Origin of the sequence: Embleya sp. NPDC005971, assembly GCF_040629175.1 — a bacterium.
Classification (GTDB): Bacteria; Actinomycetota; Actinomycetes; order Streptomycetales; family Streptomycetaceae; genus Embleya.
Map to the genome: position 1 here is coordinate 1 of NZ_JBEXUX010000114.1, position 15,090 is coordinate 15,090.

General features: G+C 66.1%; 16 protein-coding genes and 1 pseudogene. 12 read left to right on the forward strand and 5 right to left on the reverse strand.

Annotation, left to right across the window (positions count from 1 at the left end; translation table 11 throughout):
• Nucleotides 1-671 precede the first annotated feature (671 nt).
• A complete protein-coding gene (locus ABZ374_RS46115; protein ID WP_360324227.1) occupies nucleotides 672-1,535 on the forward strand; it encodes a hypothetical protein in 864 nt (287 codons plus the stop codon).
• A 137-nt stretch (nucleotides 1,536-1,672) separates the two neighbouring features.
• Nucleotides 1,673-1,852: a hypothetical protein gene (locus ABZ374_RS46120; protein WP_360324229.1), complete on the forward strand. Its 180-nt coding sequence runs from the start codon at nucleotides 1,673-1,675 to the stop codon at nucleotides 1,850-1,852.
• Between the two features lie 97 nt (nucleotides 1,853-1,949).
• Here ABZ374_RS46120 and ABZ374_RS46125 read toward each other — a convergent pair whose 3' ends face one another.
• Nucleotides 1,950-2,858, reverse strand: coding sequence for a hypothetical protein (locus ABZ374_RS46125; RefSeq protein WP_360324231.1), 909 nt, complete (start codon nucleotides 2,856-2,858; stop codon nucleotides 1,950-1,952).
• A gap of 393 nt (nucleotides 2,859-3,251) precedes the next feature.
• Here ABZ374_RS46125 and ABZ374_RS46130 point away from each other — a divergent pair, with 393 nt between their 5' ends.
• Both ABZ374_RS46130 and ABZ374_RS46135 read left to right on the forward strand, forming a co-directional pair.
• Complete coding sequence (locus ABZ374_RS46130) at nucleotides 3,252-3,440, forward strand: hypothetical protein (protein WP_360324233.1); 189 nt, start codon at nucleotides 3,252-3,254, stop codon at nucleotides 3,438-3,440.
• Nucleotides 3,441-3,486: 46 nt separating this feature from the next.
• Nucleotides 3,487-3,678: a hypothetical protein gene (locus ABZ374_RS46135; protein ID WP_360324235.1), complete on the forward strand. Its 192-nt coding sequence runs from the start codon at nucleotides 3,487-3,489 to the stop codon at nucleotides 3,676-3,678.
• Nucleotides 3,679-3,744: 66 nt separating this feature from the next.
• Here ABZ374_RS46135 and ABZ374_RS46140 read toward each other — a convergent pair whose 3' ends face one another.
• The 4 genes from ABZ374_RS46140 to ABZ374_RS46155 form a co-directional block, all read right to left on the reverse strand.
• Nucleotides 3,745-4,290 (reverse strand): hypothetical protein, encoded by a 546-nt coding sequence (locus ABZ374_RS46140; protein WP_360324237.1) that lies wholly within the window; start codon nucleotides 4,288-4,290, stop codon nucleotides 3,745-3,747.
• A complete protein-coding gene (locus tag ABZ374_RS46145) occupies nucleotides 4,287-8,144 on the reverse strand; it encodes a hypothetical protein (RefSeq protein WP_360324238.1) in 3,858 nt (1,285 codons plus the stop codon). The genes ABZ374_RS46140 and ABZ374_RS46145 overlap by 4 nt, the downstream gene beginning before the upstream one ends.
• Nucleotides 8,145-8,432: 288 nt before the next feature.
• Nucleotides 8,433-8,672, reverse strand: coding sequence for a hypothetical protein (locus ABZ374_RS46150; protein WP_360324240.1), 240 nt, complete (start codon nucleotides 8,670-8,672; stop codon nucleotides 8,433-8,435).
• Nucleotides 8,673-9,479: a GntR family transcriptional regulator gene (locus tag ABZ374_RS46155; protein WP_360324242.1), complete on the reverse strand. Its 807-nt coding sequence runs from the start codon at nucleotides 9,477-9,479 to the stop codon at nucleotides 8,673-8,675. It abuts the gene before it with no gap.
• 108 nt (nucleotides 9,480-9,587) lie between these two features.
• Here ABZ374_RS46155 and ABZ374_RS46160 point away from each other — a divergent pair, with 108 nt between their 5' ends.
• The 8 genes and pseudogenes from ABZ374_RS46160 to ABZ374_RS46195 form a co-directional block, all read left to right on the forward strand.
• Nucleotides 9,588-10,124, forward strand: coding sequence for a hypothetical protein (locus tag ABZ374_RS46160; protein WP_360324244.1), 537 nt, complete (start codon nucleotides 9,588-9,590; stop codon nucleotides 10,122-10,124).
• Between the two features lie 53 nt (nucleotides 10,125-10,177).
• On the forward strand, nucleotides 10,178-10,489 hold the full coding sequence (locus ABZ374_RS46165) for a hypothetical protein (protein WP_360324246.1): 312 nt from the start codon (nucleotides 10,178-10,180) through the stop codon (nucleotides 10,487-10,489).
• Nucleotides 10,490-10,503: 14 nt separating this feature from the next.
• The gene (locus tag ABZ374_RS46170) at nucleotides 10,504-10,761 is read left to right on the forward strand and encodes a hypothetical protein (RefSeq protein WP_360324247.1); all 258 of its coding nucleotides are present in this window, start codon (nucleotides 10,504-10,506) and stop codon (nucleotides 10,759-10,761) included.
• A gap of 2 nt (nucleotides 10,762-10,763) precedes the next feature.
• Nucleotides 10,764-10,970 (forward strand): hypothetical protein, encoded by a 207-nt coding sequence (locus ABZ374_RS46175; RefSeq protein WP_360324249.1) that lies wholly within the window; start codon nucleotides 10,764-10,766, stop codon nucleotides 10,968-10,970.
• Complete coding sequence (locus ABZ374_RS46180; protein ID WP_360324251.1) at nucleotides 10,967-11,257, forward strand: hypothetical protein; 291 nt, start codon at nucleotides 10,967-10,969, stop codon at nucleotides 11,255-11,257. Before ABZ374_RS46175 ends, ABZ374_RS46180 begins: the two co-directional genes overlap by 4 nt.
• Nucleotides 11,254-11,643 (forward strand): hypothetical protein, encoded by a 390-nt coding sequence (locus ABZ374_RS46185; RefSeq protein ID WP_360324253.1) that lies wholly within the window; start codon nucleotides 11,254-11,256, stop codon nucleotides 11,641-11,643. The genes ABZ374_RS46180 and ABZ374_RS46185 overlap by 4 nt, the downstream gene beginning before the upstream one ends.
• Nucleotides 11,640-13,787 carry a hypothetical protein gene (locus tag ABZ374_RS46190; RefSeq protein ID WP_360324255.1) on the forward strand — a complete coding sequence of 716 codons (2,148 nt, stop codon included), beginning with the start codon at nucleotides 11,640-11,642 and terminating at the stop codon, nucleotides 13,785-13,787. The genes ABZ374_RS46185 and ABZ374_RS46190 overlap by 4 nt, the downstream gene beginning before the upstream one ends.
• 163 nt (nucleotides 13,788-13,950) lie before the next feature.
• A pseudogene (locus ABZ374_RS46195) lies at nucleotides 13,951-15,090 on the forward strand (hypothetical protein); the annotation flags it as partial.

Below are 15,090 nucleotides of genomic sequence, written 5' to 3' on the forward strand. Positions count from 1 at the left end.
GATCTAGGAGTTGGGCCTGTGGACGGATGTGTCGTACCGGTGGTCCGGGCTCGGTCGGATCGCGCTGTTGCGCGGTGCGGGCGCGCCCGCACTATACCGCTACGCGGCTAGCTGCTAGCGCCTCTCTCCGGCGCGGAGCGCCGGAGGAGCCTAGCCTATTTGACCAGCGGAAACGGTGAACCCGAGCAAAAATCTGCTAGCACGCTAGCAGGCGACACTCAAGACGCTAGCGTGCTAGTCTCTATCAACGCTAGCTATCTACAGTCCTGACTAGCGCTTTCCAGCGTCCTCTGATGTTACGGAGAGCTACGAAATCCACTCCCCGGGGACTCCCGTACCGAAAACCCGCGGGGATAATGGGGAAAATGGGGATAACGCTCTGACCTGCATAAATACCGGGGTGGGCTGCGGGGATAATGCGGGGATAATGGCCCCGCCGGCGGGGAGAACGCGGGGATAAAGGCCGAAGACCCGTCGCGGCCTCGGAGCGGGCCGAGACCCGCTAACTCTATGTGACGTAACCCGAATCCGACTTGCACACGATGTGCAACATGATTCGCGGGTCGTATCCATGATTCCATGAGTCCGTGAATACGGGGTTGCGGGATCACGGGGAGTTGCGCTACGGTCACCCGCTATCGACCGACTAGGGCGAAATGGAGTGGTAGCGGATGAAAAGTCAGGCAACGTCGATCGCGTGGCGTGCTGCGATCCGGCGCAAGGCGACGGGGATGACGCCGGAGGAGATCGAGGAGGCCACCGAGTATGCCCGAGGCTGGGAGCGTCAAGCGGGCCGTGCCGTGTACGACTCCGGGGATGCACGGAAGCTGAACTGTGCGATTGCCGAACACAAGGAGTGGCGCCGGATCGGCTACGTGGTCAAGGAGGAGGGGTTGAGCGTCTACTCCCCGGACGCGGACCCCACCGCGGTTCGGTGGTATCGCGAGGAGTGCCGACAGACTCCGGAGCGGGATATTCGCTGGTCAAGGGGCGTAAGGCAGGCTCCGGAAGACCCGCCGACGTACCACCTGTTGCGAGCCGGTGCGATGACCACAGGGCAGTGCGATGCGCTCGCGACGGGTCGCGTGGCCACGGGTCGTGTCCTCGAAGGGCCGTGCCCGGTCTGTTGGTCCGCGCATGCCGGGGAGCCGGCGGAGGCGGCCCCGGAGGTGATCACCGCATGGGGTAACGATCCTCGGCAATGGGCGGTGGCGCCGGCGGAGTATGTCGCGGACATCGTGGCGGATCTCGGATTCCACGGCTCCTCGGCTCACGCGACGGAGCACGGGATTCGAGTATTCGTCCCCAGGGAGGCGAATCCGTGGCGTGCCGAAGATGACCAACGGATGGGCCTTGTGATCACGTTCGAGTGGCAGGCATCCGAGGCGCGGTGGATCTACGGGCCGCCGGCACCGAGGGAGGAGGCTACCGAAGTGGGGGCGTGGATGGTCGACGTCCCCTGGTTCCGTCCGCATGCGATCGCCAGTGCCATGCACGCGATCATGCGGAAGGGTCCGGGGTCGATCGAGCCCTGAGCGGTCCGGATGTGGGGCCCCGGTCTTCGATCGGGGCCCCACATGTTCTCGAACTCCCTTTGAGTCAAGGGGTGTTGCGGTCGCATGCTAGCGTCAATGATAGCACGCTAGGCATTTACCGAGGACGGGAGATTGCCATGATCAATATCACCGCGGATTCACTGGCGCGTAACGACCGCGTTGTGATCGGAAGTGATGAATTGCCCTATCTGGTGGATGAGGTCATGGACATGCCGCATGGTCGTGTTCGCGTCACCTACTCCTCCGGAGACGTGGTCGAATACCCCGCCGACGCCGAGATTGTGATCATTGACTGAGTGGATGACCGCCGTAACGACCCGCCACCCCGAGGTGAGCCGAACGCCCGTGGGGCCGAACCGTAGTCACGGTTCGGCCCCACGGGCGTTGATCCGGCTAGGGCTTCACGCCCTCGGCCCACAGGGGATACGCCCGGAACTTGATGTACTCCACCTTTGTCGACGTGCTCCCCTTGCGGGGGATCGTCACCAGGGACCGATCAACCAGCCGTTGATCCCACCGAGTCCACTGTGTGGCACCCGAGGATTGCTCGAACGCGGTATCCCCGTAGAGCTTGACGACTTTACCCGGGGCGGGTCGCATCGAGTAATCGAGCACGATCGTGCACGGCACGATGACGTCCCCGTTCGCAGCCTCCCACGCGGGCTCGGGAGGACCGGGCCATAGGTACGACGTCGCAGAGAAGGACCCGCCTTCGAGGTACTGCCCGAGCCACTTCGGACCCCACATGTACTCCACCCGATCCCTGGTTTCCTGGGCCTGAGCACCCCACGGCACATCTCCCACCCAATCCTTGATCTTTGGATCGAACACGGGCGCGATCTTCTGGCAGATCGTTGCGGGGTCCGCGATCAGGGACGCCGGATCGGTGGGCGGGGTCCACGACTTGCCCGGACCCACCTTCGGCGGAATGGGATCACGGCCGGTCTTCGCTTCGTCCGAGGGCATCCACCACACGACGCGCCACCGCCCGGAGGGCTCTTGGTGGACCCACAGATAGGCGGTTCGGTAGATCCCCCCCGTGCTGGTGGCGGTGGGGATCTCGCGGACGTGAGCCATGAACCAGGGATCGGCGCTACCGGGTGGCGAGAGGTAGACCTGAACGTCGGTGGCGACCGCGGACCGATAGACGTTCTCGACTTCGGCACTTCGGCTAGGCCCGTATTCCCGGATCCGATCCACGACTCCGTATCGAACCAGTGCGGCGGCCCCACCCTCGTACGCGAGGGTGTCCGTCAGATCGTCCGGACCCTTCCTGTCGACGCGGGCTTTGTAGTAGGCCACGACGAACGCTTTTGCGTCGGCCTCGGTGATCGGTGGCGGGGTCGGGGCCGCCGGCGGGGGAGTGGCCTGGACGGAGGCCGGTCCGGGCGGAGGTGGCCCGGATGTCCCCGGGCTCCGAGGTGGGTTGGCTCCCGCGGAGCATGCGACAAGGAGCGCGAGGAGCGACAGGAGAACGCTTCGAGGCGCTTTCGATGAACGCGCCTGTACGTGTGCGGCATTCATGCACCGACAGTTCTCCGATCGGGTGGCGAAATCTGCCCCCACGGCCGGATCGTGTCGCATTCGAGATCAAGGAAAGGTCCGAGGGAGACCCTTGAAGACAATGCCGCTAGCGTGCTAGCGTCAGTGATAGCACGCTAGCGATAATGATTCGGACATACGAAGGAGACCCCCGTGAACCAGAAGGACAAGACCCCCGAACGGACTCCCCGCGCGGTGGCGTACGAGGTACGCGCGTGTGACGAACACGCCCCCGAGAACTGCGATGGGGAGTGGTACACCCTCCGCGGGATCGGTACCAAGGAAGAGGCGGAGCACGCAGCCAAGTTCTTTGTCCACGCGTGGATCGTCCCCCGGGACTGACCTCGATGGAACCAAGCCCAACCCGACCCAACATCAGGAGGCAGACATGAGCACAGCAGCGGTTTGGCGGGTCGTTCTGATGAGCAACGACGGGAAACGCGGATATTGGTACGACATTTCGGCGCGCAGCACCGCCGACCGACGCAGCCTTGCCATAACGGCACTGAACCACCACCTCAAGACTGGTGGTCAAGACGACGTCGACACCACGAAAACGAAAGTGGAGCGAATCAAGTAGTAGAGGTACCGCGAACGGCCGGCCCGAACCCCGAGGGGGTTCGGGCCGGCCGTTCGTCCGTCAAGGTCACGTCACTTCGATGCTCGCGACCGACTCCACTTCGAGAACGTAGTCCGGGTGGAGACCGTAGGACTCGGTGAGGGTTTGCAGCGCCCCCACCGCATCCCCGGCTTCGACAGCATCCACGAACTGACGCAAGTACCGTCCCGACAGAACATCACTAACCGGACCCGTCCACGGCTTTTTCGAGGTCACCAGCGTGACCACAGCCCGGACCGAGAGCCGGCCCCGGTCGCGGATTTGCTTGATCCGCCACGCCCTGGTGATGCCGGTCATCTTGGCTTTCCAGTCCGCCCGAGGCTTGCGCGTCCCCCGGAGATAGCGGCTCAGGTTGTCGCGCGCGTTCTTGTACGCCCGATCCTTCGTGGACGATGCACCCGACAACAGGAACGCCAACTCCCTCTTGCCGAGGGCCTCCACCGCGGCGGAGACCTCCCCGCCCACAAGATCCCCGAAGACCGCTTGCCCCATCTTGTCTTCGAGATCTTCGAGAACAGCCGGCGGGACGTACCACTCCTCATACTCGTTCGAATAGCCGTATGGCATGTTCACGCCCCCTTGCGGTATTCGCGCTCGAACGCGGCATGGAACCGCCTCTCTCCGGCCACGTCACCCACCGCGGCCAACAGGACCCGCCTCTCCGGCTCCCACTCACCACCCCGCTTCCCCAGGGACATCCCCGCCGGCGCACCCTCGCGTCCGTCCGCATCCGCGGTCACGTAATACGCGGCATCGGCATGGGTCGCGATTGGCCAACGGTCGGACTGTGCGCCGATGGCCGCGAGTCGCCGGTACGCCCTGGTGTAGGTCTCGGCCTTCAGGTGATCGCGCCAATCCGGGCGCCACAGATCGTCTTCGACGCTCTTGGGGCCGCGGGTGGCCGCGAAGTTGCCGACCATGGACTTGTACAGGGAGGCATGCACCCCGTACGCGATGGCTCCGGCGGGAGTACCTCGGTCCGGCAACAGCGCCTCCCGAGCCTTCTGCAAAGCCCGATAGGTACTGCTCAGGGCACGCTTCGATGTGGGCCACACCCACGCCTCCGCGATCTCGAATCCGATACCGAGCGAGACCAGCAACCCGACGTCGGGAGTGGTCAACCAAATGCCTCCGTCCTCGGAATGAGGCTCGAACTCAAGCTCCGGCAACCGCGGATCGAGGCCGCGCGGGGCTTCGACCAACCGCCAATAACCGGCGGTGGTCTTCGCGAACTTGACCTTCGAGCCGACCCGATGCACCGGATCACCCACGCCATAGACGGTATCCATGGCGGACAGCTCCGCCGCGGCTAGGTCGTACCGCCACACATACGACCCGCCCACCTCGGAATCGAGCGGAGGCCGTGACCACCGCGCCGGCACCACCTGGTGGTGACGGATGGCGGGGGTCACCTCCCCCCGGATGATCTTCACCGAAGGCTTCGCGGAGTTCGTCTTGCGGTGGATGATCTGCCCCGTGGTCACGTTCGGAGACCAGTAATAGTCGTGCCCGAGCGTGTTGTTCACCTTCAGGATGGCTTCGAGGAGACCGGCCCCGTGAGGCATGTCCGCCCACGGCGCGCGAGTCTCATACAGGGGCAGCACGACGGAGCGTGACGTCCCCTGTCGATCCTCCACACGCCACACCGAGGACCACGGAGCCACACCCCCGGGATCCGATCGCAACCCCTCGGGCAACACCGCCCATGGGTGCTGTACCCCCGCATCCACCGCGAGCCCATCGGGCCGGTCACCCATCCCCGGAAGCCCGAGAGCCTCCGTCACTCGCGCGGTGAACCACAACTGACTCACGGCGTACTCGCACGCGATTTCGTACGCCTCACCAAGAGATCGAGGTAGGCCCGCGAGCCGGATCACCTCCGGGCGATTTGACACCCGCAGCCCATCCACATCGAGCACTGCGACCACACCGTACCCGCGCGCGGTGGCCGCGGCCTCCGCCTTCGCCCGAGCCTCCGGGCTCTTTTCACCCGTACCCTGACTCCGCCCCCGGGGAGTCGATCGGGTCACGGACTCGCGGGCAGAAGGCGCGGGTTCGGCCTCGGCTGGCTCCGGCTCCTCCGCCGGCCACGGCACAGGGGCGTGAGGATCCGGAGCCGACGCAGAACCCCGTGAACCCGTATCCCCGGGCTCCGGGATATCCGACTCCCCGGCAACCCCCGAAGCAGGATTCCCGGGCTCCGAGGTGGCCGCGAGAGGCTCCGCGAGCGCGGGCCGAGGGAACAGTCCAGGGCTCTCCCCCGGGGCCGCCTCGGGGCCGCCGGAGCCTTTCGAGGACGGGTCCGAAGCGGGGTCGGACGCATCCGGGGTACCGTCCCCGAGGTCTTCGTCCGGAGCGGGGCCATCGGGTTCGGGGTCACCTTCGAGAACCCGCCCGAGATCGAGGGAGAGACAGCTCCGTTTCCCCGACCACAGCGGCATTGACTGACCAGTCACCGCATGAAGCCACCCCTCCTGAACCAACCGCCGGCGCATCACGTCGGACGCGGGCATGCTCCACCCGTCGACGGAGCGAACCCGCCGGACGATCTCATCGTGAAGCGCGTCGAAGCGGGCCGCCGGAGTTCGCAGGATCACCTTTCGCCACGGTGTCCGCCCCCGGTCCTGGGCCACGTAGGCGGCCCCGATCGGTTCCCCGCGGCCGGCCGGACCCCACCCGCCGGACTGCCCCATTTGGCGCCACCCCACCGAGGCCGGCCCGAAGCCGGGGATCTTGGGGACGCGGTACTCCGGCTGTTCGGAGTCCTGGTTCTCCGACGCCAATTCGGGTGCTGCGACCCACAGCGGATCCCCGATGATCATCTCCCGGAAGTGCTTGATCCACAGGCGTACCGGGTCGCGCGCGATCTGCTGTCCGTCGCGCATCCCCGCACGCCGTGCCTGATCGCGGGCCGCGGTCTCGAAGACCTCGGCCGCGAGCATCCGCATCCCTTGACCACCGATCGACGTGTGCTGTTCGAGGGCCTCGGCCACCAGGAACGCGCCCGCGAGCATCCGTTCATACGCGATGCCGACGCGGGTATGCCCCGTGAACCGCCACCCGTTCACGACGTCGTCACCCCACGCCTTCGCGCGGATGGGGGCGGTGAGATCCCGCAACCCCCACTGAATCATCGTGGCGTGAGCCCGAGACATGGATCGACCACTGGACTGAACCTCGGTGAGCACCCGGACGTCCGGCGCGTGATCCATCCGCAACGCGACGTATCGCGCGATTTCCGAGGCGTGTTGCTCCTCCTCCGGGAGATCCTCGGCCGTGGCCAGCACGCACGATCGCGGGTAACTGGATTTGGCCAGAGCACCTTTGCCGTTGCGGTAACCACCGCGAGTAGGGCCTACTCCGGTCGCGGACCGGGAGCCGATCAGACCGAGGCGGACCCACGCATCGTGAATTTCCTTCGCGGTCATTTTGCCCGCGAACCAGTCGTCAACCAGCGCCACCAGCCCCGAGAGGCTGTACAGCTTGAGATCGGTACCGAACGCTGTCGACGTGTTCCCACGCATGTCGATGGTGACCGGAGGCTCGATTCCCTTGCCTGCCACGAAGGTTCGGGACTGAGCCATGAGAACCAACCCGCTCAGGCTGGTCTTCATCATGCCGCTTGTGGCCGCGACCACCGCACCCACCCGACCCATCTCGGGGAGGGAGGACCACGGAGCCCACGCGAGTTGCGCGAGCATCATCATCGGCACCGCGGGATCCTCCGGGCACACGTCCAAGAACCGCAGCCACGATCGCTCCATGTCCCACTCGAACGTCTCAGGTGACGGGTCATCGACAGCCAGAGCGCGGATCCCGGGATCCTCCCGAACCTCCGCTGGCAACTGACACATCACCCCGGGAGCGATCCCATCGGCGGTGATGGCCGCTTGCCCCTGTCGGAGGTAGACAGGATCGGTGTTCGGCCGCAACAACAGACCGGTACACGAATACGCCTGTGGCCACCCGCGTTCGTCCTCGATCCGCCGACCCATCGCGCGCATCGCGTTGGTCACCGATTCGTACTGCTTCTTCCGGACGCGGGCCGCGACCCCGAGTCCGGAGGGCCATTCGGGGTCGCGAGCGTCCATGTCGGAGACCGCGATCGGCATCTCCCGGGGCTCCCCGAACGGCGGGGTGTACTCCACATCAAACGTAGTGTCGAGAACGCGCCCGGTCGGCGCGAGATCCGGACCCACCTCCCGAAGCTCCGTCACCTCGTTGACTTTGAGGATGCCGCGGAGGATCGGATAGACCTCCCCGTCCTTGACGCCGGAGAGACCGCCCGGGTACTGCCGGTACTCGCTCGCGTTTAGGTGGTACGAGAGGTAGCGACCTTCGGAGTCGTCAACCGCCCGAGGCCATTGGCGAACACCAGGGGTGCGTTCGGTAGAGGTGGGTTCGTCGGAGTCGTTGGCCCTAGTCACGTGTGCCGACAGCACAGCCGGAGGACACGTGTACACGTGACCCTCTCGGGTGTTGGCGCATGTCGGTGTGTGCCCGTACTCTCATAGAAGACTCCCCTGTATGGAGTGCTTACCGCCGGTTGGTAGCCGGCGGGTGCTACAGAGAATCAGCCACCCTCGCGACGGGTGGCTTTTTCTGTGTTCGGGATCTTTCCGTATCCAAACCTCTTTGCGTTGTAGGCGCTCCGAGGCAGTCTGTATCGGTCCGGGTGGTGATCATAGGCCGATCACCACCCGGACCCACGCCAACTACGGTGCGATGACCCGTGCGGCGTACTTGTCGATGGCCGAGAGAACCCCCGAGATGGGGATGTCAGTTTCCCCAAGCTGGGAGGCCCGGAGAGCCTGAGTCAGTACATCGAGGACCACAGCCTGAAGTGACCCGAGGCGCCATGCGAGTTGGATCTCATCCAACGGCGGCCCGTTCACGGGAGGCACGGCCTTCACCACGTCCATGAGTGATGTGATTGCTTCGGTGGTCTCTGACACCTATTCGATCCTCATCTTGTAGTGCAGTTCGTACCGATCCGCCGCAAAGATGATGTCTGCGGTTTCGACAGGTACGCCGGACGCGCGGAACGTCTGCCGGATCTCGACTACGGGCTGACCGGCAGGAATCTCAAGCTGTCGCATCTCTGCGGGTGTCGGATTCCGGGGGATCGGGATCTCCTCCACCTCATCGACGCGGTACCCGATGGCGTCGAAGCGGGGGACGATCCCCCGGTCGGCATGGGGCCCGTTGTGCGGGTGCTCGATCTCTGTCCCACGGGTGATCGACAAGGGCTCCCACGCGTGTGACATCGAGACCATGCGGCCACCCATCCGGATGGCGTAACTGGTCTGCGAAACCGGTGAGCCCTCGGGGATCCCGAGGCGCTCCGCGATGTTCAACGCTGCGGGTACCTCGGTGGTTTCGTGATCCATCGAAAGAGCTTTGCCAGCACGTTCGGCTTCCCGAACGTACGTGGGCTTCGCGTGGGGGCGGAAGTATCGCTCAGGTGCGATCCGCACAAGCGGGGTTTCCTTCCGGACTAAGGTCCCACTCCCCCGGATGCTCTGGACGAGTCCCTCACCTCGAAGGACATTCACCGCGGCCCGCGCGGTGATCCCGGAGATCCCCCACTGCTGGCAGATCTCGCGCTCGCTAGGGAGCTTGTCGCCCCGCGCAAGCTCACCACTTTCGATCTTCGCGCGGAGTTCCTCCGCTACCGCCACATAGGCGGGTGTATACGGCGAACTTTGCATCTCTGTCGCAGCCTCCTCGGTCGTACGTGCCCTGAGACTCCAGTCTGCCACGGCTTCGCATGTTCGGATACAAACTCGCTTGAGATTGCCTCTTTACATACGAGGTTCAGTGGTGCTTGTATCTTCGCATACGAGGTTGTCACTTGCCGAGGGGGCACGGTGAACGTGATCAAGGCACAGGAGATCGGCACCCCGCTCGCACTGTGGGAGGGGGAGGAGAACGAGACCGAGGAGGAGCGGGCCGCGCGTTTGGACGCGGGGGCGGAGATCTACCGGGAGTTGCTCGCGGAGGAGTCCGCCGCGGAGACCGGGGACTTCGCGCTCACCCCGTACATCCGGAGTGTCCTCCCGAGTCGTGTCCGTCGGCAGATCACCGCGCGCCCGGTTCTGTCGATCGCACAGTGCGGGGACGTCACGCGGTACACCTACGGACTCGACATCTCCGGTCGGGTTGCCCGGTACGTGCACCTGGTGGTGGCGGTCGTGGTGACGACCCGCGGCCACTGGTTCCGGCCGGACGACGACCGAGACCCGATGTGGAACGACATGGTGTGCCGTGGGTGCGGTAGCCGCGGCCACTTCGTTTACATCCTCGACCACGTCCCGTGCACGAATCCGCCCACGATGGCGGACATCCGGACCGCGCTCACTGCGGGCCCGCTGGTGTTCCCGGGATTCGGGATCGAGGCCGCATGACGGGGGTGTCGCACGCGGACACCCTGTTGCGCGCTTTCACAAGGACCACGTCCATGACCACGACTTACGGAGACACCATGTCGATCATCACCACCCGACACACCCACGCCACCACCGCCGGCGGGTGCAGCGTCGTTCTCGACCCGCGACGCGACTTCGGTTCGTTGACCATCACCGGCTACTGCCTCGGTTGCGACGCCGGCAACACGTGGAGTGCCAGCAGCCCTGACACGGCCAGTGGGATCTCGGACAAGGCCCGGATGTGGGCGACCGCCCACGCCCGGGGTTGCCAGGTCCCGAACCCCAACACCCTTGGCTTGGGCCTCGGCCGCGGTGGCGGCAAGGACTTGGGCCTCGGCCGATAGTCGGGGTGCGAGCTGTGAGCAACCTCCCGGGGCGACGCAACATGCTGTTCCCACGCACCGACGTCAGGCCCACGGCATGGGACTACGCGCACGCGGAGGCCCGCTTCGAGGCGGAGGCGGCCCGGGAGCGCGCGGTCTTCATGTGGCGGGTGGCGGTCGCCCCGATCCGGGGCTTCGCCCATGTGTTGCTGTGGGCCACCCGTTCCCCCGCGCACGCCGGAATCACCCTCGCGGGTGCGCTGTTCCTCCTCTTTCTCCTGAAGGGAGTCTGATCATGTTGACGCTGTCCGTCACCGGAGTGCTCGCGCTGATCGCGCTGTTCCTGTGGCGCATCCGCGGAGTCGCGGTGGTCGGTATCTGCGTGGGGATCATGCTCGGTGTTGCCGGAACGGAGACGTTCATCGGCGACGGGGCACGGTGGGCCATTCAGACCGGAACCGACGTGGTGACCTCCCTGAACTCGAAGGTCGAAGGCAAGTGACCCCCACCCGACCGGGGTTGGCCCGAGTCCTCCGCGGCGTGCGCTTCGCCGTGTGGTGGCTCGCGTCGTGGGTGGTCCTCCTCGGGGCGGCCATCGTGCTCGCGTTGCGGGCGCGGTGGTCGATCACCGACATCTACACCACGACGATCACGCTTCGTCTCCGGCTCGCGTCGTTGCTGATCGCGGACGCGGAGCGCCACGTCACCGAGGACATGACCGATATCGCGGTCCGCCCTTGGTTCGCATGGATCCCCAACCCGCTCCCCGAAGGAGATGAGTTCGTATGAGTCGACTGGTCAAGCTCGCGGCGGAACTGGAGAAGGCCGACTTCACCAGTGACACGGACATCGTGAAGTACCGCAACACGTTGCGGGCTCTTGGTGCCGAGATCTACATGATCGTGAGCATGGACGCCGAAGTGCTTCAGGCCACGTTGGGCCAGTACAAGGGCCAGTGGTACCAGTTCGGGGCCGGTACCCGGTTGCGCGCGAAGATGGTGGCCTCCCACCTGAAGGTCGCGGCCGAGGCCGCGAAGCTGATCGGGATCTCCGGCGCGAAGATGCACGCGAGTTTCCAGCGCCACTACGTGAAGCCGGAACTCGAAGCGAAGGCCGCGAAGTCGCGCAAGCCCACGGGCAAGAAGGGCTTCACGATCGGAGGTAAGGGGGCATGACGCGTCGCACTCGCCGGAAGTCCGCCGCGGGGAACATGTTCCGCGGGGCCATCGACAGCGGGGCCGAGACCCGCGGGGACATCGGGGGCAGGCTCCTCCCGTACGCCACCCCGTACGTGCTCGGGGTCACCGCGGCGGCCGGCACCGAAGGTGCCCACCTGCTGTGGGGTGGCGACCCCACGGTGACCCCTTTCATCTCGATCGTCTTCGCGGGCGCCGGCGCGGTGCTCACGACGTACGTGCACAAGGCCACCAAGAGCGGGGGCAAGGCGAAGCAGGTTCTCTACACCGCGAGCACCGGCGGGGTCACCGCCGGCGCCACCGCCGGACTGGTGACCGGCCTCGAAGGCGCCACCCTGAGTGGGTGGATCCTCGGGGGGACCGTGCTCTCGATCTCGCACACGGTGAGGCGACTCATCGGCGCGAAGGAGGAGGGGGCGAAGGGGTCGAAGTGGTCGCGGCTCGAAGACGCCATCGGCCTCGGTCGGTTCGAACTGAAGGAAGCCAAGTCCAACGGCCGTGGCACGGTCACCGCGCAGATCGAGGCGGTTGACGGTGCGACGGGGGACGAACTGACCAAGCGGCTCGGGTCGTTGGCGTCCGTCCTGAAGTTGGGCAAGGGGCGGATCACCGCGATCGAGGACCCCGAGGACTCCTCTCGGATCGAGATCCGCGCGGTGGTGGAAGACCTGTTGCGCGAGTCGATCCCGTGGCCCGGTCCCTCCGCGTTCGGCGCGAGCATTGCGGCGTGCCCGCTGGTGGTCGCGCGCTATGAGGACGGGGAGGACGTACCGCTCAACCCGACCGGGCTCCCCGGCAACGTGGAACACATGGCGGCACAGGGGACCAACGGCGCGGGCAAGACCCAATGGGGTGTTCTCGCGATGGCGGACGCACTGACCCGGACCGAGGTCTCGGTGATCGCTGTCAACGCGTCGAAACCCCAGCAAGACTTCGGCGTCATCCGCCACGGCATCACCGACAACGGGATGATGATCGAGTCGGTGAAGGGTGCGAAGAAGTTTTTCGCCACAATGCCGAACGTGATCAAGTCTCGGACCGACTTCCTTGCTGCCAAGGGACTCAAGCGGTGGAAGCCCGGATGCGGGCTCAACTTCCTGATCATTTGGTGCGAGGAGGCTGCGGACTACGCGGCGGACAGCGCGCAATACGTCCACATGCTGCGGACGTTGCGGGCCGCCGGCGGATGGGTGGTCACCTCGGCACAGCGGTGGACCCACGATCAGGTGGACACCACCGCGCGCGCCAATCACCCCGCGGTCGCCCAATTCGGCGTCACGGACGCCTCGGACGCCGGTCTCCTCCTCCCCTCGGAGCTGATCGAGGCCGGAGTCAATCCGGAGTGGGGGAACCGCAAGCCGGGGCGTGCGTACTTCGTCGGGGCTGGCACCGCGGAGGAGCGGTGGTCGATGGTCGCTCGCGCGATGCTCGGTGAGGACCGCGCATTGGCGGACTTCGTCTCGGCCGGCGCGAGCGTACGCACCCCGCTGGACAGTGTCACCGCCGGCTCCTTCGGCGCGTTGTGGACGTCCCGGAGCATCTACACCACCCCGCTTCTGTCCGAGGAGGACGAAGACGGGGAGGCGGGAGCCGAGGTCACCGAGCCGGCCCCGACGCCGAACCCCTCCGCCCCCGCGCACGTTGCGGCGGCCACCGCCCCGACGCCGGAGGACGACGTGTTTTCGGACGATGAGGACGACGAAGCGGAGGCCCTCGAACTCGAACTCGCGGAGGGTCGGGAGAGCCTCGATCGCGTCCGAGGCATGGACTTGGAGCCTGGTCAGTACCGCGGGGCGGTCCTGGTGGAGGAGATCGACCCGCCCACGGAGTCCGTCGTCACCTTCGAACCGGAGATGGGGGCGGGGATCTCCTCGGCCGATGCCGCGGAGGAACTCGCGCGGGTCCTCGATCGGTGGGCCGCGGATGGCCGCGGGGAGTTCACCCCCACGGACCTGAAGGACGTGTGGCTCTCCGTGAGCGTCACGGACAAGCGTCGGTGGCTGTATCGACAGCTCGAAAAGCTCGAAGACGCGGGAGTGATCTCGGACCCGCCGGAGGAGTACGGCGTGTACTACCTCCTCCGCAGCCCGTACGACACCACCCCGATGAGTGACGCTGCGTAGTACAGGGGGCGGGAGCCCCGCACCCGCACACCGCACTGTGCGGATCCGGGGCTCCCCCTAGAAAGATGGCGTGTGCGCTACCGCGCACAGTCCGAAAAATCCCGATTCATCCCCCGCGCGCACTGTGCGCGCACACCCCTACCGCACACCACGGACGGTAACAATGATCATCGATCCCATCACCACATGGATTCACGCGAACCCGTGGCACACAGCGGTTGTCATGGCACCCGCGGCCCTCCTTGTCACCTACTCGATCATGCGATGCATGCGCGCGATCGGTGGCAGCATCGCGGCGAAGCGCAAGGATGGGCGACTCTCCGTAGCCGTTGTGATGGCGAGCATCGGCGCGATCCTGAGCACGGGACTGTCCGGCGACACCGCATGGCGCTTCGCGGAACACCGCCTCGGCATCACCAACGGGTGGGAGCGCGGACTCATCTTCCTGGTGGGCGAAGTGGCGCTGTTCGCACTCGCACTCATGGCGCGCGCCAACCTCACCACCCGAGGCCGCGCGGGCGCCCCGGGAGTCCTGGTATGGGTCGCGGCCGGCATCCTCGCGGTTCCGGCAGTGGCCGAATCCACCTCCCTCGCGGCGGCCATCGTCCGCGTGATGCTCGGCCCCGTCCTCGGGGCAGTGCTCTGGCACATGGCAATGGGCATCGAACTCCGCCACAACGACGCGGATGCCACGGACACCGGACTCGTTGCTGTCATCGCGAGGGAAGCCCGGGAACGCACCCTTGCGCGGTTCGGACTCGCGGTCCGCGACCGTACGGCAGAGCAGATCGCACGCGAGCGCGCGACGGTGAAGGCCACCGTGCTCGCGGCCCGGTACGCGGCGTACAAGGACAGCGCAACGCGACGAAAGGCCCGCACGCTCGCACAGCTTCAGGCAGAGCTTCGCCGCGCGGGAGTTGCCCAGGATCCGGCACAGCGGAACGCGCTTCTCCGGGAGCTACAGCACTCGAACAACGCGGTCGCCCTGGTGGACCTTTCGCTCCCGTCGCCGTGGACCCCGACCCCGGAGACCACGGAAACCCTGAGCCTCTCACAGAGGTTCGAGGACACGTGGGTCGAACTTCCCCCGGGGACCACCGAGGATGACCTTTACGTGATCCCCGGATCCGAGGACATCGACGCGTGGACCCTCGCAAACCCGATCACCATCGAGTCGGGGACCACGGGGACCATCGAGTCGGGGACCACGGGGACCATCGAGTCGGGGATCACGGGGACCATCGAGTCGGGGATCACGGGGACCATCGAGTCGGGGATCACGGGGACCATCGAGTCGGGGATC